General features: G+C 39.1%; 17 protein-coding genes and 1 pseudogene. 15 read left to right on the forward strand and 3 right to left on the reverse strand.

Going from position 1 to position 21676, the window contains the following annotated elements; genetic code table 11:
* Positions 1-7 precede the first annotated feature (7 nt).
* A complete protein-coding gene (locus tag A5849_RS07300) occupies positions 8-847 on the forward strand; it encodes a helix-turn-helix domain-containing protein (protein WP_002336457.1) in 840 nt (279 codons plus the stop codon).
* A 158-nt stretch (positions 848-1005) separates the two neighbouring features.
* Here the strand turns inward: A5849_RS07300 and glmS are convergent, their stop codons facing one another.
* Positions 1006-2811 (reverse strand): glutamine--fructose-6-phosphate transaminase (isomerizing), encoded by a 1806-nt coding sequence (gene glmS, locus A5849_RS07305; RefSeq protein ID WP_002334745.1) that lies wholly within the window; start codon positions 2809-2811, stop codon positions 1006-1008.
* 407 nt (positions 2812-3218) lie between these two features.
* Here glmS and A5849_RS07315 point away from each other — a divergent pair, with 407 nt between their 5' ends.
* The 7 genes from A5849_RS07315 (at position 3219) to yihA (ending at position 9874) form a co-directional block, all read left to right on the forward strand.
* A complete protein-coding gene (locus A5849_RS07315) occupies positions 3219-3509 on the forward strand; it encodes a hypothetical protein (RefSeq protein WP_002347862.1) in 291 nt (96 codons plus the stop codon).
* A gap of 12 nt (positions 3510-3521) precedes the next feature.
* The gene (gene sppA / locus A5849_RS07320; RefSeq protein WP_002309012.1) at positions 3522-4547 is read left to right on the forward strand and encodes a signal peptide peptidase SppA; all 1026 of its coding nucleotides are present in this window, start codon (positions 3522-3524) and stop codon (positions 4545-4547) included.
* A 2-nt stretch (positions 4548-4549) separates the two neighbouring features.
* Positions 4550-5209: an RDD family protein gene (locus A5849_RS07325; protein WP_002292072.1), complete on the forward strand. Its 660-nt coding sequence runs from the start codon at positions 4550-4552 to the stop codon at positions 5207-5209.
* Between the two features lie 153 nt (positions 5210-5362).
* Positions 5363-6295: a hypothetical protein gene (locus A5849_RS07330; protein ID WP_002313684.1), complete on the forward strand. Its 933-nt coding sequence runs from the start codon at positions 5363-5365 to the stop codon at positions 6293-6295.
* 153 nt (positions 6296-6448) lie between these two features.
* On the forward strand, positions 6449-7738 hold the full coding sequence (gene tig / locus A5849_RS07335; RefSeq protein WP_002347861.1) for a trigger factor: 1290 nt from the start codon (positions 6449-6451) through the stop codon (positions 7736-7738).
* A 215-nt stretch (positions 7739-7953) separates the two neighbouring features.
* Positions 7954-9204 carry an ATP-dependent Clp protease ATP-binding subunit ClpX gene (gene clpX, locus A5849_RS07340; RefSeq protein ID WP_002292068.1) on the forward strand — a complete coding sequence of 417 codons (1251 nt, stop codon included), beginning with the start codon at positions 7954-7956 and terminating at the stop codon, positions 9202-9204.
* Positions 9205-9286: 82 nt separating this feature from the next.
* Positions 9287-9874 carry a ribosome biogenesis GTP-binding protein YihA/YsxC gene (yihA, locus tag A5849_RS07345; protein WP_002292067.1) on the forward strand — a complete coding sequence of 196 codons (588 nt, stop codon included), beginning with the start codon at positions 9287-9289 and terminating at the stop codon, positions 9872-9874.
* A gap of 77 nt (positions 9875-9951) precedes the next feature.
* Here the strand turns inward: yihA and A5849_RS14945 are convergent, their stop codons facing one another.
* Positions 9952-10107: an SPJ_0845 family protein gene (locus tag A5849_RS14945; RefSeq protein WP_002292066.1), complete on the reverse strand. Its 156-nt coding sequence runs from the start codon at positions 10105-10107 to the stop codon at positions 9952-9954.
* 136 nt (positions 10108-10243) lie between these two features.
* On the opposite strand from A5849_RS14945, the pseudogene A5849_RS07355 reads away from it, so the two are divergent.
* The 5 genes and pseudogenes from A5849_RS07355 to A5849_RS07375 all read left to right on the forward strand — a co-directional run bounded on the left by A5849_RS07355 (position 10244) and on the right by A5849_RS07375 (position 15563).
* Positions 10244-11571 (forward strand): annotated as a pseudogene (locus tag A5849_RS07355) (hypothetical protein).
* A 10-nt stretch (positions 11572-11581) separates the two neighbouring features.
* Positions 11582-11791: a hypothetical protein gene (locus tag A5849_RS07360; protein ID WP_002347859.1), complete on the forward strand. Its 210-nt coding sequence runs from the start codon at positions 11582-11584 to the stop codon at positions 11789-11791.
* 159 nt (positions 11792-11950) lie between these two features.
* On the forward strand, positions 11951-12703 hold the full coding sequence (locus tag A5849_RS07365; RefSeq protein WP_002297539.1) for a DeoR/GlpR family DNA-binding transcription regulator: 753 nt from the start codon (positions 11951-11953) through the stop codon (positions 12701-12703).
* Positions 12700-13614 (forward strand): 1-phosphofructokinase, encoded by a 915-nt coding sequence (pfkB, locus tag A5849_RS07370; RefSeq protein ID WP_002292062.1) that lies wholly within the window; start codon positions 12700-12702, stop codon positions 13612-13614. The genes A5849_RS07365 and pfkB overlap by 4 nt, the downstream gene beginning before the upstream one ends.
* A gap of 17 nt (positions 13615-13631) precedes the next feature.
* A complete protein-coding gene (locus A5849_RS07375) occupies positions 13632-15563 on the forward strand; it encodes a fructose-specific PTS transporter subunit EIIC (RefSeq protein WP_002306502.1) in 1932 nt (643 codons plus the stop codon).
* A gap of 105 nt (positions 15564-15668) precedes the next feature.
* On the opposite strand, the gene A5849_RS07380 is transcribed toward A5849_RS07375, so the two are convergent.
* Positions 15669-17228, reverse strand: coding sequence for a ClC family H(+)/Cl(-) exchange transporter (locus tag A5849_RS07380; protein WP_002292056.1), 1560 nt, complete (start codon positions 17226-17228; stop codon positions 15669-15671).
* Positions 17229-17382: 154 nt separating this feature from the next.
* Here A5849_RS07380 and pcrA point away from each other — a divergent pair, with 154 nt between their 5' ends.
* On the forward strand, positions 17383-19617 hold the full coding sequence (gene pcrA / locus A5849_RS07385; RefSeq protein ID WP_002334742.1) for a DNA helicase PcrA: 2235 nt from the start codon (positions 17383-17385) through the stop codon (positions 19615-19617).
* A gap of 16 nt (positions 19618-19633) precedes the next feature.
* Positions 19634-21670 carry an NAD-dependent DNA ligase LigA gene (gene ligA / locus A5849_RS07390; protein WP_002306506.1) on the forward strand — a complete coding sequence of 679 codons (2037 nt, stop codon included), beginning with the start codon at positions 19634-19636 and terminating at the stop codon, positions 21668-21670.
* The last annotated feature ends 6 nt before the right edge of the window (positions 21671-21676 follow it).

Consider the following 21676-nt stretch of genomic DNA (forward strand, 5'->3'; position numbering starts at 1 on the left):
TGGCGAAATGTATCGATTTATAAGGAAAGGGAAAGGAATGACTCAAAAAGAAGTTTGTAATGATTTTTTAGATAGGACAACTCTTTCGCGGATTGAAAAAAATGAGACGGAGCCAAGGTTTGAAAATGCTTGTTATTTATTAGAGAGGATAGATGTATCTTTAGATGAATTTAGATATTTGGCAAATATAGAGAATAGAGATAATAGAGATAATCGTACAAGGCTTATTGAGGATTTTTATTCTATTATTTCAAATACAGAAAGTGCACAGATAAGAAAGTTGTATAGACGATGTTTAGAATTTACATCTACTTGTTCAGATAAAAAAATAGAAGAAATCCTGTTGATTTTACGCTTGTATTTATCTGCTGATCCTATAGACTTTGATAAAACAGAATTCAAAGGGTTGGTGACTCCGATTTGGCAGCGGCTTTCAAAAATAGAGGTGTGGACATTAAGAGATATTCAAATATTTGCGATCATTTCATTTCATCTAGAAATCAGCACGTTAGAAATAATGTATCCTATTCTATTAGCTACGCTTGATAGATATAATCGATTGGATGTTGTCGATACAGTAAGGCTGACACTTTTGATGAATATCTCTCAAATATATATACAAAAAAATCTTGTAGAAGATGGCCGATACATGTTGAATCTAGCAAAAGATATGGCGAAACGAGCAAAACGAGCTGATTTTCTAGGCATGATCTTCGTAAGATTGGGGTACTGCCAAAACGATACAAAATTAATGCAAAAAGGGTTTGATTTACTTGAAGTAGTTGAAGAAACGGAATTAAAAGCCAAATTATTAAAGGAACTCCAATATTATAGACAGAGAAAGTGAACGATTTATTTAAACGAGGTTTTAAAAAGTAAACGGGAAATGAAATAAAGTAAAAATACCGAACACTAAAAATCAAATTTTTTGGTGTTCGGTATATACTATGCTTTTATTTTTTTACAAAAGACTGCAAAAATCAAATGATTTCCCGTACAGAAACGTTACTCAACTGTCACTGATTTCGCCAGATTACGTGGCTTGTCAACGTCAAACCCTCGTAACAGTGTGGCGTAATAGGCAAGTAATTGAGTCGGCACGACTGTAGCAAGAGTAGACAGATAAGGGTGGACTGCTGGCAGTACTAGTTGGTCATTTTCCTTTTCTAATCCTTCTGAGACGATAACTAATGTTTTAGCACCACGGCTTTCGACTTCTTTCAGATTACCTCGAGTATGCGCGCCAGTCACTTCTTCACTGATGATTCCGATCACGGGTGTTCCTTCTTCAATCAAAGCAATTGTTCCGTGTTTCAATTCACCAGCAGCAAAACCTTCAGCCTGGATATAACTGATTTCTTTCAATTTCAAAGCGGCTTCAAGAGAAACGTTGTAGTCTGCCCCGCGTCCGATATAAAAAGCATTTCTTGTGTCACTGAGGTATTCTGCAGCTAGCTCCTCTAAATAATCTTTCTGGGCAATGACCGATTCCATCGCATTTGCGACTAAACTCAATTCATGAGTGATATCGAACGAAAGAGAAGTTTCTAATTCTTTTTTGTCACCGATAGCTTTGGCTAATAAAGTCAGTACTGCTATTTGTGCAGTATAAGCTTTCGTTGATGCTACTGCAATCTCAGGTCCGGCATGCAACAATAGGGTGAAGGATGCTTCTCGCGAAAGAGTAGAGCCAGCAACATTTGTAATCGTAAGTGAAGGATAGTCAAGACGGTTGATTTTTACCAGCACTTGCCGACTGTCCGCTGTTTCGCCACTTTGACTCAAGAAAATAAAGAATGGTTTTTGTGAAAGAAGAGGTGTGTTATAGCCGAATTCACTGGCTAAATGAACCTCGACAGGAATCTGTGTCAATTCTTCCAAAGTCTGTTTACCAGCTAATCCCGCATGGTAACTAGTTCCGCAAGCAACGATGTAGATTCGATCGCTGTCAGATAATGTATCGATCAGTTTTGGATCAAGAGGGACCCGATTGTCTTCTGTTACGTATTTTTGAGCAATACGGCGCATGATAATAGGCTGTTCGTCGATTTCTTTCAGCATATAAAAAGGATAGGTGCCTTTCTCGATATCTGAAGCATCTACTTGCGCTTCAAATGAAGAACGTTCCATAATGTCGCCCGCAAAATTTTGGATAATAATTTTGTCTGATGTAACGGTAACCATCTCTTCATCTTCGACCTCGACGAATTTCTTCGTATGAGCAAGCATAGCCATTGCATCGCTAGCAATTACATTGAATCCATCACCAAGTCCGACTAACAATGGGCTTTTGTTTTTCGCTACATAAATCACATCAGGTGTTGTACGATCAATCAAAGCGAAAGCATAAGAACCTTTGATGACGCGCAAAGCTTTTAAAAATGCCTCTTTTGCCGTCATATCCTTCGCAAAAGTTTCAATCAGATGAGCGATAATCTCAGTATCTGTCTCACCGATAAAGTGATCATCTGTTAAATAAGCATTTTTAAGTTCTTCGAAGTTTTCGATCACGCCATTATGGACAAGCACGAAACGCCCGCTTTGTGAAGTATGTGGATGGGCATTTTCCTCAGATGGTTGTCCGTGGGTTGCCCAACGTGTATGGCCGATGCCTATATTTCCTGTAGTATCAGAAGTTATTCTATCTTTTAAATTTTGGATTCTGCCTTGTGCTTTGACTAAATGATCTGTCGTGCCATCTGAGACAAAGATGCCAGCTGAATCATAACCGCGGTATTCCAATTTTTCTAGCCCGCCAATCAATCCTGGTGTTACATTTTTTAATCCAATCATTCCAACAATTCCGCACATAAAAAACATCCTACTTTCTATAATGAATTCGTATGAATGCTTCCAGCTGCAGGAAAATCCTTTTGTTTTATCTTTGCAGATACTTTTTGTGGATCTTCTGTAGAGTGCAGTCCCTAGGGTCATCCGCCGAATCTTTCGATAAACCCTCTCCTCGTCATCTGTTTACACAGACCAGGCGCTATCCTAAAAGGTATAACTATCCTCCTTTTTTGTTTTTTATCTGGAAACATTTAAAATCATACCCTTTTGCGAATGTTTTTGTCAACAAAAAAAGAATAAAAATAAATTGGTATATATCGAATTGCCTTTTGGGTGTGCGTTTTGTATCAAAAAATAATCGGTTTTTGTCTATCATCTTTTTCAGGAGTTCGGTACAATGGAAAGTAATAGGATGAAGGAGGAGAAAAATGGATTCAAAAATTGAAATCATGACACTTGGAATGTTAAAAAAACAATTGTCCGAATTTGAAGCATCAGCTGGTGTATCAGATGATACAAAAATATTTTTAGATACTGGTTGGGATAGCATCCAGGAAATCGCACCTGATGCCTTGGAAGTTGTCCAAGCGCGAGAGTTTACGGTAGAAGATGAATGGACAAAAGAATCATTTTCTGGGTATGCGCGTGAAGAAAAAGCAGAGCGGTTCGACGCTTCCGAGAAGTCAGAAACTGTAATCGTCTTAAAAAACTTGTATTAGAAAGGAGAAAGAATGAATAAAAAACGTTGGGCAGCAGTTCTGATTGCTGCGGGATTATTTGTGGTTTCGTTAGTTTCGGCGAGTTTGACTAACCCTCAGGAAAACAATCAAGTCGAAGGGTTGAACAGTTGGTTATACGGGGATGAAGAGTTAGTACCAAATGTGTTGGAAGAGGGAGACAGTACGCAAAAAATCGTAAAACTGACAGTAGATGGAACGATTGCTGCAGGAGGATCTTCTGGCTTATTTGCTTCTGAAGGTTATAACCATGAAAATTTCATGGAACAACTGAAAGCTGTGGAAGAAGATCCAACAGTTAAAGGAATCTTTTTAGAAGTAAACTCTCCTGGTGGTGGTGTCTATGAAAGTGCGGAAATCGCTAAGAAATTAGATACGATCCGTAAAGAACATGATATCCCGATGTATGTCAGTATGAAAAACATGGCAGCTAGCGGTGGTTATTATATTTCTGCTCAAGCAGATAAAATCTTTGCAACCGAAGAAACAGTGACCGGTTCAATTGGTGTGATCATGTCAGGATTGAATTATTCAGGGCTTTTAGAAAAACTGGGTGTGGAAGACACAACAGTGAAAAGTGGCGCGTTGAAAGATATGGGATCAGGAACACGCCCAGAGACAAAAGAAGAGGAAGCAGTGCTTCAAGCGTATATTGATAGTGCGTATCAACGATTTGTAAGAATCGTTAGCGAGGGACGGAATAAATCTGAAGAAGCAGTCAAAAAAATAGCAGATGGAAGGATTTATGATGGTGTCCAAGCAAAAGAAGTAGGTTTAGTTGATGAATTGGGATTCCCTGAAGACGCCTTACAAGCTATGCGAAAGGAACAAAAGCTTGAAGATGCTGAATTAGTAGAATATTCCTCCCCATCATCTGGATTTGCCAGCACATGGTTAGGAAGCAAACTGGCAGAGTTCCAAGGATTGAAATCTTCTGAAACTAGTCAGATCTTATCAATACTTGAGAATCTCGGAACTGCAGAATCACCAAAAGCAATGTATTATTACGGAGGTGAGTAAGCATGACGGAACTTCCAAACGAAAATAAGGAACAAGGAAGAGAGAGGCAACAGCAGCCTGCTGTGGGACCTGATCCAAGCTTTTCCCAAAAAGTGCTGAGCTCTTTTGAAAGAGAACCGATGACATCAGAAGAAATCAAAAAGAAACAACGGAAATGGAAAAAGTATACTGACACAAAAAATGAACCACCAAAAGCAAATGATTTTCCTCATTATTTCTATGCAGGCTTTTTGATCCGAATGTTTGCCTTCTTGATCGATCTTTTGTGTATCGGAGCTATTACACGTTTAACACTTGGTATTGCCAAAAATCTAGGTTGGCTGAATTTTTCAGATTCGTATTTGAGTCTCTATGGATTCACGGCATTACTCATTTATTTAGCGTATTTTGTTTTATTGACGAAACTCAATCATGGCCAAACGATTGGGAAAATGATCTTCGGTATTCGAGTCATCAGCTTTGATGAAGAAGAACTTAGCTGGTCAACTGTTTTAGTTAGAGAAGGTGCTTGCCGGTTCATTTTAAAGTTTCCTTTGCTGATGTTAGGGTATCTTCCAGCAATCTTTAATCAGAAAAAGCAGCATCTGGGAGATTTTTTCACTAATACAAGTGTCGTTACGATTAATCTGATCAAAGCATTCAACCAAGAAGTTAACAGCTGATGATCCATAAAAAACAGTAGTTTGAAGCATCTTATAAAAGTCAGATCAAAAATCTAGCTTTTAGAGGATGCTTCGATTATTTTTAATTGTCATGCTTTTTTTGTTTTGCTACTATTGAACATGAGCTGAACATAAGCAAGAGGAGGACACTGCGTGAAGCCGATTGATTTTCCAGAAAAATATGAGAATTTAATGCGAGTGGCCCAACAAGCACTAGCAAACCAGCAATATCAGCAGGCAAAAGAACTATTTCAACGTGCTTACGAGTTGAAAGAAAGCTTTGAGGCTAATAGCCTGCTTGTTTTTTGTCTTTATGAGTTAGACGAGAAAAAAGAAGCGTTGAAACAAGCACTCTTACATGAAAAACAGTATCTTCAAAACGAGGAGTTTGCTGAATTTTATTTTGACTTGTTAATCAGTGCACAAGATTTTTTATATGCTAGAAAATTGATAGCAAGTACAGATTTTTATGAATCTTTTGAGCAGCGTATCATTGAAAAAATCCAATTTGCAGAAGAGTTATCCGGCCAAATGGAGAGGCAAAAAGTCAAGGCGCTCCATAAAAAATCGGAGGAACTTCCTTCATTGGAACCAGCACGTCAGCTGTCGTCTATTGAGGAGATCGAACAGCTTCCTTACCATGAGTTTATCCAAACAGCGAGTAAACTGATTGTATTACCAGAGGTCCATATTTTAGCGAGGGCAAAATTGCTGGAGACGCTTAGGCAATTGAATGAATGCAACCCTGTTTTCTATTTGACGATTGAAGAAAAACTAGTCAAAGTTATACCCAAAGATTTGCCTAAGCCACAGCAACAGTCAAGTTATCAACAATTGTGTGTGTTATCAGACCATTATGGGAATGAAGATGCGCTACTTAGTTCGGTGCTGAAAGAAGAATTTACGTTGCAATCTGCAATCGTTTATCCTGTCTATGATACATACATTGAAGACCCGAGGCGTTGGTTTCAACTGACTGTAGAGGCATGTACAGGAAAAACGATGTATGATGGTACGGAAGATGAAAAACAAAATTTTTTTAAAAAACGAGAGAAAATTTTGGAGCAAATGATCTTCTTCCATTAGATTTTATCAGTGAAAAAGATAAAAATGTTATGAAAAACAATGATTCTACCCATTCAATATGTTTACAATTTGAAAGGGTTAGTGTACTATTTAAAGGTATGCATGAAACGTTTTTGATGTATAAAATGAATTTCTAAACTCGGAGGGAATTAAATGACTGCAACATTTGAAAAAAAAGGCACGAATGATGGTGTTTTAAAATTTACGATTGCGCAAGACGAAATCCAAAAAGGATTAACAACTGCGTTTAATAAAGTGAAAAAAAGCTTGAACGTACCTGGATTCCGTAAAGGAAAAGTTTCTCGTCAAGTATTCAACCGTATGTACGGTGAAGAAGCTTTATATGAAGATGCATTGAATGCTGTATTACCAGAAGCTTATGAAGCTGCTGTCAAAGAAGCTGGTATCGATCCTGTTTCTCAACCAAAAATCGATGTTGAAAGCATGGAAAAAGGTCAAGACTGGGTAATCACTGCTGAAGTAACAGTGAAACCAGAAGTAAAATTAGGACAATATAAAGATCTAGTTGTTGAAAAACAAGATCGTGAAGTAACAGATGCTGACGTGGATGCACGTATCAAACGTGAACAAGAAGCACAAGCTGAATTAGTTATCAAAGAAGATGCTGCAGCTGAAAATGGCGATACAGTAGTAATCGACTTCGAAGGCTTTGTAGATGGCGAAGCGTTTGATGGCGGAAAAGGCGAAAATTACTCACTTGAATTAGGTTCAGGTTCATTCATTCCAGGATTTGAAGATCAATTAGTTGGTCATAAATCAGGTGAAAGTCTAGATGTAAATGTAACTTTCCCAGAAGATTATCAAGCAGAAGATCTTGCTGGAAAAGAAGCAGTCTTCAAAGTGACAATCCATGAAGTAAAAGCAAAAGAAGTGCCTGAATTAGATGACGAATTCGCAAAAGATGTGGATGACGAAGTATCAACATTAGAAGAATTGAAAGAAAAATATCGCAAAGAATTAGTAGAAACTAAAGAAAAAGCAGCAGACGATGCAAAAGATGAAGCAGCAATCCGTATGGCTGTTGAAAACGCAGAAATCGTTGAATTGCCACACGTGATGGTTCATGATGAAGTACATCGTTCAATGGACGAATTCTTGAACAACATGCAACGTCAAGGTATCTCTCCTGAAATGTACTATCAATTAACTGGTTCTACAGAAGAAGACTTGCATAAACAATTCGAAGGTGAAGCAGAAATGCGCACAAGAACAAATCTTGTGATCGAAGCAATTGCAGCTGCTGAAAATCTTCAAGCAACAGAAGAAGAAATCAATGCAGAAATCCAAGAATTATCAGAAACATACAACATGCCAATCGAACAAATCAAACGCGTGTTGACAGAAGATATGCTGGAACATGATGTGACAATGAAAAAAGCAATCGAATTGATCACGGGTACAGCGACAGAAGCAAAAGAATAGAAATTAAGTAATACAGGTCATGAAATAAGGGACTGTGACATGTTTGTTGTCACAGTCCCTTATTTTTTGTTAAGCGTGAAAATATACAAAGATATAGGTCAATCGATCCTTTGTTAAACACTTTTTCTTTTTACTAAACTATGTTATGATAATAAAAGACTGTAAAGTCTCTGATAGTTTCTTGCATACTTTTTGCAAGTTAAGGGGTGAAGACCATGTATGACAATCCAAGTAGCAATGAGACCGTACGCTGTTCTTTTTGTGGGAAAACCCAAGAAGAAGTGAAAAAAATCGTAGCTGGTCCAGGGGTCTACATCTGTAATGAATGTATCGACCTATGTAAAGAAATCATTGATGAAGAATTTTATGAAGAAGCTGTACGCGAATTCACTGAAGTCCCTAAACCACTAGAAATTCTTGAAGTATTGAATAACTACGTGATTGGACAAGATCGCGCAAAACGCTCGTTAGCTGTTGCTGTATACAATCACTACAAACGTGTCAATCAGCAAGCACAAGAGAACACAGATGATGTTGAACTACAAAAAAGCAATATCTGCTTGATCGGACCTACAGGGTCAGGGAAAACATTTTTGGCACAAACATTAGCAAAAACGTTGAATGTACCTTTTGCAATCGCAGATGCGACAAGTTTGACAGAAGCTGGTTATGTGGGTGAAGATGTAGAAAACATTTTACTTAAATTGCTCCAGTCTGCTGATTACAATGTGGAACGTGCAGAAAAAGGGATCATCTATATTGATGAGATCGATAAAATCGCGCGTAAAAGCGAAAATGTATCCATCACTCGTGATGTTTCCGGTGAGGGTGTCCAACAAGCCTTGCTGAAGATTCTAGAAGGAACTGTTGCAAGTGTTCCGCCTCAGGGAGGACGTAAACATCCACATCAAGAATTTATCCAGATCGATACGACGAATATCTTGTTCATCGTAGGTGGGGCGTTTGATGGTATCGAAACAATCGTGAAAAACCGTATGGGCGAAAAAACGATTGGATTTGGTACACAAAACCAAAAACTTTCTGAAGACGAAAGCGTCATGCAACATATCATCCCTGAAGATTTGCTGAAATTCGGATTGATTCCTGAGTTTATCGGACGATTACCTGTTATGGCAGCTTTAGAGAAATTGACAACAGATGATCTGGTGCGGATCTTGACTGAGCCAAAAAATGCGTTAGTCAAACAATATCAAAAGCTTCTTTCTCTAGATGATACTGAACTTGAATTCGAACCTGAAGCGTTGAGAGCTATTGCGAAAAAAGCAATCGAACGCAACACTGGTGCTCGAGGTCTTCGTTCTATCATCGAAGAAATCATGATGGATGTGATGTTTGATATCCCTTCAAATGAAAACATCGAAAAAGTGATTATTACCAAGGAAGCAGCTGAATTGTCTGGTGAGCCAACAGTGATCTATAAAGATTCAGAGAAAAAAGCGGGTTGATGAGAAGAGGCTGCCGTAAAAGTCATTTTGGCTTTTACGACAGCCGCTTGCTTTATTCATCACCTTTTTAAGGAGAGAGACCATGAAAGTCCATCAAGCTGAAATCATCATAAGTGCAGTGGCACCAAAACAATATCCAGAGACACAATTGCCGGAAATAGCTCTGGCAGGGAGATCAAATGTAGGGAAATCTTCTTTTATCAACACATTGATTGATCGAAAGAATTTAGCGCGTACTTCCGGTAAGCCTGGAAAGACCCAGACCTTGAACTTTTATTTGATTGAGAATGCGTTGCATTTTGTCGATGTTCCAGGATACGGGTATGCAAAAGTATCCAAAACTGAACGAGCAAAATGGGGAAAGATGATCGAGACATATTTAACGACCAGAGAACAACTACGTGCGGTCGTTTCTTTAGTAGATCTACGCCATAAGCCTTCTCAAGAAGATATCCAGATGTATCAATTTTTGAAGTATTATGATATCCCTGTGATCGTTGTTGCTACTAAGGCAGATAAGATTCCTCGCGGTAAATGGAACAAGCATGAAAGCGAGATCAAAAAAGCATTGGATTTTGATCATAATGACACATTTATTCTTTTTTCTTCCGTTACAAAACAAGGAAAAGAAGAAGCATGGGCAGCAATCGAACAAGCAATCGAATCATAAAAAGAATAAAAAAGACTTACCAGTCAAACTCTTCCATAAAAGTTTGGCTGGTAAGTCTTTTTTTTGCAGAACTTATCTTACTTTTGTTTCTTGTCTTTTTTCTTTTCTTTTTGTGGTTGCGGTTTTAGAAACCGATCGATTTCTTCTTTTGGCGCAACTGTTTTTTCCGGATCGACAGCAAATGATTCGAAAAGTTTATCTAAATTGTCTGTACGTTCAAATTTCAATCCCATCGCGAACACCTCTTTGTTCCTTTTTTACTTAGTTTACCATGTAATACCTAAAATTGGTTTCCAAGACAAAAAGTTTTAGTTTTTCTTTATCATTCGTTATAATTAAATTATAAAAAGATTTGAAAGAGGTGAGAAAATGATTGGTGAAGATAAATTATTAATGACTATCCAGCTCACAGACTTAGATGATGAAAAAAAAAACAGGAAATAAGCGATTGGGCTGTTTTGACACGTCTGTTGATCCAGCCAACATTTATCCGCTCTTTCACTCAACAAGCGGACCCGTATAATCTTAGGAAACTTCAAGAAAAAATAATGCTCGCATCGGTAAGAGACGAAAGCTGGTTAGTTGTAGGGAATGACGAGAACGAGTGTAGTTTTCGTTTGGAAGGCAATCAATTGTTGATAAAAAATGTATTGTCTATCTCTGTTTTCAAAGAAAACCAGTTTTTGATTCGAGATTTCATTCAGAAAAAAATGATTGCCCATGGTGTGTTTGCTTATATGAGAGCGTATAGCGAGTTTATCTATCACAATACAAAAGAGATCACCCAGCGGCTGCTGTTTGAGACGATGGATGAAATCGAGCGTTTACCTAAAATGAAACAGAAAAATGGCGACGTAGTAGTGGATTGCAATCAATTTCCAGGCTACGATCTTTTTTATCAAGGCTTATGTTTTACCTCATGCTGGGAAATGTATTACAGTCACTATTACCATCAGATTATCCCAAAACCGATTTTTCTCGATACACAACAAGTAGAAAAAGTGAAAGAATTAGATAATGAAGTCATATATATCCAGCTTTATCGAGACCCATTCAATTGGCAAAAAACAAACAATCAGCTATTCCAATCCTATTTTAGAGACCAGCTTGGGTTTGACCACCTTGCTTGGGATAACGGCGTGGGATTGTTGAAACCACCATTTGTTGAATACATTTATACTGATCATACGATTCAATCTGTCCAGTATCAAAATGCGCAAATGCAACCTGTTCCCAAAAAAAATGCCTCGTTCTTTGTAACGAAAAGTTATGATATTCAAGGAGGAAATTATAAAGAAAGACGTGTCCGCGGAACACTGAATGCTCAGGCGTATTTTCCTTGGGTTGACGAGAATCGCGCGCGAATGATGTGCTATAAGATCATCGATCCGACTGTTGCTTTGGACAATGGAATCGAAGCGTATTGTTATTACATCAGGGAATATCTAGAAGTAGAGGTAACAGATGAGAAATATCAAGATTATCTTTTATCATTAAGAATCTATGTTCCTTCTGAAGCACTTCCGGATTTACCGTTAAAGGAAATCAAACACAGACTCTCTGATATTGCCTTCAAACGAATAAAGAAAAAACGGCGTAGTGTCCAATTTGATGTCAAGAAAGGCGAGAAGCATCTGCGTGTGCAGTTTTTAGATTATCGCGAATTAGAACAATTGATTACTTTACAAAAAATATGAGGTGAAGAAAATGGATAAACAACTTTATTATCGAATCATGGTTCCAGCATCATTATTATCCGTCTGTCTTTTTTTTGTTCCTAATTTTCCTATTCGATCAGTCATCGGTTTCTTGGTTATGTTTGGTGGGATGGGACTTTATTATTACCTTCTTCATAAGGAAAGAAAATCTGCTACTGTTTATATGAAAAAAACAAGAAGCGAAAATAACAAACGATAAAACAGTTTGATAATAGTCAAGTAAAGTAGGAAACCAGTCAAAAAAAGACTGGTTTTTTATTTTTTTGACTGATTTATAATTTTTATGAACGTTTTTGACTGATTTGTATTGCGAGTCTAAAAAAAATATGCTATTATTTGTATTGAGGTGATCGTGAAAATGCTTACAGAGGAACGCAGACAAAAAATCCTAGACTTGCTTGAACAGCAGAAAATCGTGAAATCACAAGATCTTGTAAACCTTTTGAATGCTTCAGAATCAACGATAAGGCGTGATTTGCAAGAGTTGGAGAATGGTGGGTTTCTAGAAAGAGTCCATGGCGGCGCTAAGAAAGAGCAATTATTGAATTTTGAGCAGAATATGAGTGAAAAATCACTCAAAAACGTTCATGAAAAACAGCAGATCGCCAAATTGGCAGCTGAAACCATTAATGACGAAGATGTCATCTATTTAGACGCTGGCTCGACTACTTTAGAAATGATTCCTTTTTTACAAGGAAAACAAATCACAGTGGTGACAAATTCCGTTCAACATGCGGCAAATTTAGTCGATTTGGAGCTTGCTACGATCATTTTAGGTGGAACGATCAAGCTGTCAACCAATGCTGTTTTAGGATCTAATGCGATAGAACAACTAAAACATTTTCATTTCAATAAAGCGTTTATGGGAATGAACGGTGCACACATCGAACAAGGATTCACGACTCCGGATCCAGAAGAAGCAGCAGTTAAACGTTTAGCCATGAAAAATTCAGAAGAGACCTTTGTATTGATTGATCATACTAAATTCAGCCAGTTGTCTTTCACCTCTGTTGCACCTTTGGAAGCAGCCACGATCATAACCGAGCGTTGTCCATTAGAATTCATCAATGAATTCCGTGAAAAGACAACAATTAAGGAGGCAATACAATGATTTACACAGTAACACTTAATCCATCAATTGATTATATTGTACGCGTAGATGGGTTAAAACTAGGTGATTTGAACCGGATGAAAGAAGACTTCAAATTGCCTGGAGGAAAAGGGATCAATGTTTCCCGTATTTTGAAACGGATCGATTCTCAATCTACAGCACTAGGTTTTTTAGGAGGATTCACTGGCGAATTTATTTCGAAGTGGCTTGAAAAAGAACAAATCAAATCTTTGTTCACACACGTGCAAGAAGATACAAGAATCAATATCAAACTAAAATCAGATACTGAAACTGAAATTAACGGTTTAGGTCCAGCTATTTCAGATGAAGAAATCAATGAATTGAAGCAAGCGCTAGGGAAAGTAGAACAAGGAGATATCGTCGTATTGTCAGGAAGCGCGCCAGCCAGCCTACGAAAAGGATTTTATCAAGAACTGATTGATATCATTCGAGAAAAAGGTGCAGATTTCGTAATCGATACAACAGGTGATGATCTAAAGAATGCACTTGTTAAGAAACCGTTGTTGATCAAACCAAACAATCACGAATTAGCTGAGCTTTACAATACAACCTTCCAATCTGTAGAAGAAATCATTCCGTATGGGAAAAAATTACTAGCTGAAGGGGCACAGAATGTGCTGATCTCAATGGCTGGAGATGGCGCTTTGCTCTTTACAGAACAAGGAACTTATAAAACGAATGTATTGGTTCGCCCGTTGAAAAATTCAGTAGGTGCAGGGGATTCAATGATCGCCGGTTTTATTGGTGCTTACAGTCGGACAAAAGATCCGATCGAAGCCTTTAAATGGGGAGTTGCTTGTGGAAGCGCAACGGCTTTTTCTGATGACTTGGCAGATCGCGAACTGATTGATGAGTTATTGCCAGAAGTTGAAATCACAAAAATTGATTAGTTTCAAGGAGGATAATCATGAATATCAAGGATTTAATGGTCAAAGAAGCAATGATCATGGATTTGCAAGCGACTGATAAAAAAGGCGCGATCGATGAAATGGTCCAAAAAATGTTTGATGCCGGCCGGATTTCCGATATCGACACATATAAAGAAGGAATTCTAGCTCGTGAAGCACAAACCTCTACAGGTCTTGGTGACGGAATCGCCATGCCTCACGCGAAAAATAGTGCAGTCAAAGAAGCAACAGTTTTATTTGCAAAAAGCCAAAAAGGAGTAGATTATGAAGCATTAGACGGACAGCCAACTTATCTGTTTTTCATGATCGCAGCTCCAGAGGGCGCGAACGACACACACTTGCAAGCATTAGCAGCACTATCTCGATTGCTGATTGATGCAGATTTTGTAGCGAAATTAAAAGAAGCAAGTACACCAGAAGAAGTCCAAGACTTGTTCCAAACAGCTGAAGAGCAAAAAGAAGCAGAAGAAAAAGCAGAACAAGAAACACAAGCTGCAGAAGCTTCTGCTCATCCAGAAAGAAAATTCGTTGTTGCCGTTACAGCTTGCCCAACAGGAATCGCTCATACTTACATGGCAGAAGATGCTTTGAAGAAAAAAGCGAAAGAAATGGGAGTGGAGATCAAAGTCGAAACGAACGGTTCAGAAGGAATCAAAAACCGATTGACTGCTGAAGACATCGCTCGTGCAGAAGGCGTGATCGTTGCAGCAGACAAAAAAGTAGAGATGAACCGTTTTGACGGAAAAGAATTGATCAATCGTCCAGTCAGTGATGGTATCCGTAAACCAGAAGAGTTGATCAATCTAGCCCTTAGTGGTACTGCACCAGTATTCCATGGTGACGGAAAAGAAAATAGTTCAGAAGAAGGAAACGCGGATGGTACTGTCGGACAAAGAATCTATAAAGATTTGATGAATGGCGTATCACACATGTTACCATTCGTTATTGGTGGAGGAATCGCTATTGCTCTTTCTTTCATGATTGACCAATTTATTGGCGTGCCGCATGACCAGTTATCGAATCTGGGGAACTACAATCAAGCTGCTAGCTGGTTCAACCAAATCGGACAAGCTGCATTTGGGTTCATGTTACCGGTATTAGCTGGATTTATTGCTTCAAGTATCGGCGACCGCCCTGGTTTGATTGTTGGATTTGCTGCTGGTGCATTAGCTAATACAGGTGGCGCAGGATTCTTAGGCGCACTGATTGGTGGATTCTTGGCTGGTTATGTCATCGTATTTTTACGTAAATTATTCAAGAACTTACCAAAATCATTGGATGGAATCAAAACGATCCTCTTTTATCCAGTGTTTGGCTTACTGATTACTGGTTTCCTGATGTTGCTAGTCAATGTCCCTATGAAAGCAATCAATGATGCATTGAACGGTTTCTTGACAAGTATGAGTGGTTCGAATGCTGCTTTACTTGGTGCATTATTAGCTGGAATGATGGCGGCAGATTTAGGCGGTCCAATCAACAAAGCCGCTTATGTATTTGGTACAGCAACTTTAGCTACGACTGTTGCCACTGGCGGAAGTGTTGTGATGGCTTCTGTTATGGCTGGAGGAATGGTCCCTCCATTGGCGATTTTCGTTGCTACACGTTTATTCAAAAATAAATTCAGCAAAACAGATCAAGATGCTGGTTTGACGAACATCGTGATGGGACTTTCGTTTGTCACGGAAGGATCGATTCCATTTGCAGCAGCTGACCCGATTCGTGCCATTCCAAGTTTTATTATTGGTTCTGCTTTAACTGGCGGATTAGTCGGTGCTTTCGGAATCAAATTACTGGCTCCTCATGGCGGAATTTTTGTTGTATTCTTACTGAGTCACCCAATCATGTATTTGGTGTTTATTGCTATCGGAGCAGTCGTCTCTGGTGTGATTTATGGTTTATTGAGAAAAGCTCCTGCAGTAGCAGAAGCATAGAAATAAAAAGAAGAGACTGGGGAAATCCAGCCTCTTCTTTTTTTGTAGAGTAAAAGTAGTATAGATGAATAGTTGTTGTGCCATAAAATAGTTCTTCCCGGTACGTTAAAATGATTGCTTCAAATTTGTGATCGAAGATTTAGCCTCGATTTCTTGCTTGATTCTTGGTAAGTTTGCTTCATCAGTCAAGATTACCAAAATATCTCCTACATTCATGATCGTATCGCCGTGAGTCAAGATTTCCTGATTTCCTCTGCGTATAGAGATTAGCAGCATATTTTTAGGCCAATTGAAGTCCCGTACCATTAATCCGTCTAAAGAACTCTCTGCCGTTACTGGAAAATCAAAAGTTGTCCTTGCGCCTTTAAGAGCGGCGGTCTGATTGTTTCCAAGTAAACGTTCCAACAATGATTCGTAGATCGGATTCCCTCCGAGAAGATCATTGACGATATAAGCAACAAGAGCAGCCAACCCTAAAGGCATCAGATGATTGAGAGAGCCAACCATTTCTGTCACTAAAATAATTGCTGTCAGCGGTGCTTTCCCAATTGCTGTGAAATAACCAGCCATGGCAATCACGACGAAATCCTTGATGTAGATTGGATCCATCCCGAAATCAACCATGATGTTTCCATAAAAGCTACCGATTAAAGCCCCCAATGTCAATATCGGAAGGAAAATCCCTCCTGGAAGACCACCACCATAAGAAATCATGGAAAAAACGAATCGAAGAACAAACAAACCGATAATCATAATGATTGGCAATGAAGCATGTCCAAAAGCTAAAACGATTTGATTGCCTCCGCCTAGCGTACTAGGCCATAAATAACCAATCGGCAAAATCAGCAAGAAAGGAACGAATCCATGAAAATAAGCTGGTAAAGGCAATCGGTTGTAAAATTTTGGCAATGCTAGCAGGACCTTTTGATAAATAAAACCTAAGACGCCTAGAAGTACGCCTAATACCACCAAAGAACCATAATATTTCAACGGCAAAGAAGGAAGATCCCCTAGATATAAAACTGGTCTTAAGCCAAAAAAATAAAGAGAGACAAAGTTAGCTGTGATGGCCGAAGCAAAAGATGTCAGCCAAACAAGAGGAGAGAAGGAGTGATGGATTTCTTCTAAAACAAAGAGTAATCCTGCGATAGGAGCATTGAATGCCGCTGCAAGTCCGCTACTTGCTCCGCTAGAAATCAAAATCTTTTCTTCTGAAGATGGACTCCGAAACAATTGTCCAGCTCCTTGTCCGATAGCTGCACCAAGCTGTATAGAAGGGCCTTCTCGACCTAGAAAAAGTCCTGCACCAACTGAAAGTACACCACCAATGAACTTTTTCCATAAAACAGAGAACCAGTTCATTGATAATTCCCCTCGAAGCTGTCCTTCTACTTGTGGAATCCCGCTTCCTTTGATATCCGGTTCATTTTTGACCAGATAACCCACAAAAAATGCTGCAAGGATGCAGCAAGTAGCCATGCCAACTAAGTAAATCGGCTGTTCCCGACTTATTTCATAGATGCTTCGAACAAAATCGCCTAACTTTTCGATCGATAAACGAAACAGGCTAACCACGATTCCTGTCAGTAGTCCAACGAATATTCCTTTTAGAATAAAATATATCTGAGTTTTATCTAATTTCTTGATTTTTCCTTTTTTTTCCATTCAAACGCCTCGCTTTCTTTTAATTTAGCGCGAAATCAACGAATTGACAAGAAGAAATCCATAAAAAGAAACAAATGATTTTGAATTAGCTAGTTTAATGAAAGCCAAGAAAATGCTATAATTAACAAGATTGATAAAAGAAAGGATGTTGTTAATGTCATCCAAAGCTGAATTATTAAACGGGATGAACCCCCGTCAGAAAGAAGCTGTTCTTCACACTGACGGACCATTATTGCTGATGGCAGGTGCGGGAAGTGGAAAGACGAGAGTGTTGACGCATCGCATTGCCTATTTGATTGAGGAAAAAGAAGTCAATCCTTGGAACATCCTAGCGATTACTTTTACCAATAAAGCTGCAAAAGAAATGAAAGAACGTGTCAATGCGATTCTCGCATCTGGGGGCGAAGATGTCTGGGTATCGACTTTTCACTCAATGTGTGTGCGTATTTTAAGAAGAGATGTTGATTTTATCGGGTATAACCGGAACTTTACGATCATCGACTCTTCTGAACAGCTGACCTTGATGAAACGGATACTGAAGGAACTGAACATTGACCCGAAAAAATATGATCCTCGCAGCATATTAGGAACAATCTCCCAAGCAAAAAATAGCTTGCAGACCCCTCAAGATTTTGCAAAAATGCAAGGCAGTTATTACGAAGAGATTGTGGCAAAATGTTACGCTGCTTATCAAAAAGAGCTTCAATACAATCAATGTATGGACTTTGACGACCTGATCATGAATACGATCCGGTTATTTGAAGAACATCCTGATTCACTCACATATTATCAAAACAAATTCCATTATATTCATGTAGATGAGTATCAAGATACAAACCACGCACAGTATACGTTGGTCAATTTATTGGCAGGTAGATTTAGAAATCTATGCGTAGTGGGAGATGCAGATCAAAGTATCTACGGCTGGCGCGGTGCAGATATGCAGAACATCTTGGATTTCGAAAAAGATTATCCAGATGCTGCAGTGATTTTGCTGGAACAAAACTATCGCTCCACGAAAAACATTCTTAGCGCGGCAAACCAAGTCATTGAAAACAATAGCAATCGAAAACCAAAAAACTTGTGGACAGAAAACAAAGAAGGAAACAAGATCACTTACTATCGTGCAGATAATGAACGAGACGAAACCCGTTTTATCGTAGACCGGATGCAAGAAGAGATTCGAAGCAATCATCGGAATTACGGCGACTTTGCCATTTTGTACCGGACGAACGCACAATCTCGTGTGATGGAAGAAACCTTGTTGAAAGCAAATATTCCTTATAAAATGGTTGGAGGGCACAAATTCTACGATCGGAAAGAAATCAAAGATATTTTAGCGTATTTAAATGTGCTGGCAAATCCTCAAGACTCAATCAGTTTTGAGCGTATCGTTAATTCGCCCAAACGAGGCATCGGACCAGGATCTATCGAAAAACTACGCAGTTTTGCTTCTCTCCATGAATGGCCACTGCTTGAAGCAGCCCAAAATGTGGAACTGGCAAATATCGGTGGAAAAGCAGGCCAGCAATTAGGTTCATTTGGAGAGATGATTCAAGAAGTCACGCAGATGATCCCATACTTGACAGTGACAGAATTGACGAAAGAGGTTTTGGATCGTAGCGGATACCTGGAAGATTTAAAAATCCAAAATACATTAGAAGCACAAGCGCGTATCGAAAACCTGGAGGAATTTTTAACGGTCACACAAGAATTCGATAAGCAGTTCGAACAGCAAAATGAAGAAGATGCTGATGCACCAGAAGAAAAACTAACGGTCTTCTTGAACGATCTGGCACTTGTTTCTGACATTGACAATTTAGAAGAAGACGCTTCGCAAGTGACGTTGATGACGTTGCATGCAGCCAAAGGATTAGAATTCCCAGTTGTATTCCTGATTGGTCTAGAAGAAGGTGTTTTTCCTTTATCTCGAGCATTGATGGAAGAAAGCGAACTGGAAGAAGAACGTCGTCTCGCTTATGTGGGAATCACGCGAGCAGAAGAAGCGTTGTATTTAACCAATGCTTTCTCCAGAACATTATATGGACGGACGCAATATAACCGTCCTTCTCGTTTTGTAGAAGAAATCGATCAAGAATTGCTAGAAATCGAGGGCATGCGTCCTACGCCTAAAAAAACACCTGTATTCGCAAAAAAAACAGCATATAGCTATAAACAGCCAGAGACAGCGGTTGTTTCCTCTAAAAGTGCCACTGGAGGGGAAAAGAACAGCTGGAAACCTGGAGATAAAGTCAAACACAAAAAATGGGGCCTAGGAACAGTCGTCCGAGTAAGTGGGACGTCGAAGGATCTAGAACTAGATGTGGCTTTCCCAAGTCAAGGAGTAAAACGTCTTTTGGCTGCCTTTGCGCCAATTGAAAAAGCTTAGTAGTGGAGGGTAAATGATGGAACATGAAATGACGATTGACGAAGCTGCTAAACGAGCAGAAGAACTTCGTACAAGATTGAACCAATGGTCTCGTGAATACTACGTAGAAGATAAACCAACAGTGGAAGACTATGTTTATGATAAAGAATACGCAGAATTAGTAGCAATCGAAGAACAATATCCTGATTTGATCACGTCTGATTCTCCCACTCAACGAGTAGGCGGAAAAGTATTAGAAGGTTTTGAAAAAGTCACTCATGATATTCCGCTTTACAGTTTGAACGACGTTTTCAGCAAAGAAGAACTGATAGCTTTTGATCAACGTGTACAAAAAGCAGTGGGACGTGTAGTCGACTATTGCTGCGAACTAAAAATAGATGGTCTTTCCGTCTCTTTGCGTTATGAAGATGGGAACTTCGTTAGAGGAGCGACTCGTGGGGATGGGACTGTAGGAGAAAACATCACTGAAAACCTAAAGACTGTCCGATCAGTCCCAATCAAATTAAAAGAACCGATGAACATCGAAGTAAGAGGCGAATGTTTCATGCCAAAACGGTCATTTGTTCAATTGAATCAAGACAGAGAAGCAGAGGGAAAAGATATCTTTGCGAATCCTCGGAATGCCGCAGCCGGTTCCTTGCGTCAGTTAGATTCTAAAATCACAGCGAAAAGAAATCTGGATACTTTTTTATACACAGTAGCTGATTTCGGTCCTATGGAAGCAAAAACACAGTATGATGCATTAGAAGAGCTAGAAAAAATAGGATTCCACACGAATCGGGAAAAACGTCTATGTCATTCGATTGATGAAGTATGGGCATACATTGAGGAATATCATGATAAACGTGTAGATTTGCCCTATGAGATTGATGGAATCGTCATCAAAGTGAATGAGTTCTCGTTGCAAGATCAACTTGGCTTTACTGTCAAAGCACCACGATGGGCAACAGCTTATAAGTTTCCCCCAGAAGAAGTTGAAACACTGATCGAAAACATCGAATGGACAGTCGGACGAACGGGGGTAGTGACACCAACGGCAATCATGACGCCTGTCCGAGTAGCAGGAACGACAGTAAGCCGTGCCAGTCTGCATAATGGGGATTATATCAAGTTGAAGGATATCCGCTTAAAAGATACAGTTCTGATTTATAAAGCGGGAGATATCATTCCAGAAGTTTCGCAAGTCGTGTTGGATAAACGACCTAAAGACAGCGAAGAATACCAATTACCTACACATTGCCCAGTTTGTGGAAGTGAACTTGTCCATTTGGATGAAGAAGTAGCGCTACGGTGCATCAATCCTAAATGCCCTGCTCAAATGAAAGAAGGCTTGAACCACTTTGTCTCAAGAAATGCGATGAATATCGACGGATTGGGCCCACGTGTGCTTGAACAGATGTATGACAAAAAACTAGTCGCAGATGTTGCTGATCTTTATAAATTGACAGAAGAAGAGTTATTGACGTTGGACAAAATAAAAGAAAAATCAGCAAATAATATTTTGACAGCAATTGACAACAGCAAAGATAATTCGGTCGAGCGGTTGATTTTCGGGTTAGGAATCCGACATGTCGGAGCGAAAGCAGCAAAAATTTTAGCAGAACATTTCGGTGATCTAGAGACATTGAGTAGAAGCGACTATGAGTCGATTATTGCGCTTGATACGATCGGTGATATCATTGCCGACAGTGTAGTCACTTATTTTAGTAACGAAGAAGTCCATGAATTGATGAATGAATTAAAACAAGCAGGCGTCAATTTCGAATACAAAGGGCTTCGAAGTACCCAATTGCAAGAAGTCGAGTCGCCTTTTAAAGAAAAAACAGTAGTCCTTACTGGTAAACTAACACGATTGACTCGTGAAGAAGCAAAAGAGACGATCGAAAATCTTGGCGGGAAAGTGACTGGTAGCGTATCGAAAAAAACAGATATCGTGGTAGCAGGAGAAGATGCTGGCAGCAAGCTAACCAAAGCACAAGAATTAGGAATCGAAGTTTGGACAGAAGATCAAATGGCAGAAGCATTGGCTAAAAGCCACTCAGCAAAAGAATAAATATTG

This window comes from Enterococcus sp. 10F3_DIV0382 (genome assembly GCF_002140245.1).
Taxonomy (GTDB): Bacteria; Bacillota; Bacilli; order Lactobacillales; family Enterococcaceae; genus Enterococcus_B; species Enterococcus_B lactis.

What these genes read in the sequence shown, in the direction of transcription:
- A5849_RS07300 (WP_002336457.1), top strand. Translation starts at nt 8, where the DNA reads ATGTATCGATTTATAAGGAAAGGGAAAGGAATGACTCAAAAAGAAGTT.
- glmS (WP_002334745.1), bottom strand. Translation starts at nt 2,811, where the DNA reads ATGTGCGGAATTGTTGGAATGATTGGATTAAAAAATGTAACACCAGGA.
- A5849_RS07315 (WP_002347862.1), top strand. Translation starts at nt 3,219, where the DNA reads ATGGATTCAAAAATTGAAATCATGACACTTGGAATGTTAAAAAAACAA.
- sppA (WP_002309012.1), top strand. Translation starts at nt 3,522, where the DNA reads ATGAATAAAAAACGTTGGGCAGCAGTTCTGATTGCTGCGGGATTATTT.
- A5849_RS07325 (WP_002292072.1), top strand. Translation starts at nt 4,550, where the DNA reads ATGACGGAACTTCCAAACGAAAATAAGGAACAAGGAAGAGAGAGGCAA.
- tig (WP_002347861.1), top strand. Translation starts at nt 6,449, where the DNA reads ATGACTGCAACATTTGAAAAAAAAGGCACGAATGATGGTGTTTTAAAA.
- clpX (WP_002292068.1), top strand. Translation starts at nt 7,954, where the DNA reads ATGTATGACAATCCAAGTAGCAATGAGACCGTACGCTGTTCTTTTTGT.
- yihA (WP_002292067.1), top strand. Translation starts at nt 9,287, where the DNA reads ATGAAAGTCCATCAAGCTGAAATCATCATAAGTGCAGTGGCACCAAAA.
- A5849_RS14945 (WP_002292066.1), bottom strand. Translation starts at nt 10,107, where the DNA reads ATGGGATTGAAATTTGAACGTACAGACAATTTAGATAAACTTTTCGAA.
- A5849_RS07360 (WP_002347859.1), top strand. Translation starts at nt 11,582, where the DNA reads ATGGATAAACAACTTTATTATCGAATCATGGTTCCAGCATCATTATTA.
- A5849_RS07365 (WP_002297539.1), top strand. Translation starts at nt 11,951, where the DNA reads ATGCTTACAGAGGAACGCAGACAAAAAATCCTAGACTTGCTTGAACAG.
- pfkB (WP_002292062.1), top strand. Translation starts at nt 12,700, where the DNA reads ATGATTTACACAGTAACACTTAATCCATCAATTGATTATATTGTACGC.
- A5849_RS07375 (WP_002306502.1), top strand. Translation starts at nt 13,632, where the DNA reads ATGAATATCAAGGATTTAATGGTCAAAGAAGCAATGATCATGGATTTG.
- A5849_RS07380 (WP_002292056.1), bottom strand. Translation starts at nt 17,228, where the DNA reads ATGGAAAAAAAAGGAAAAATCAAGAAATTAGATAAAACTCAGATATAT.
- pcrA (WP_002334742.1), top strand. Translation starts at nt 17,383, where the DNA reads ATGTCATCCAAAGCTGAATTATTAAACGGGATGAACCCCCGTCAGAAA.
- ligA (WP_002306506.1), top strand. Translation starts at nt 19,634, where the DNA reads ATGGAACATGAAATGACGATTGACGAAGCTGCTAAACGAGCAGAAGAA.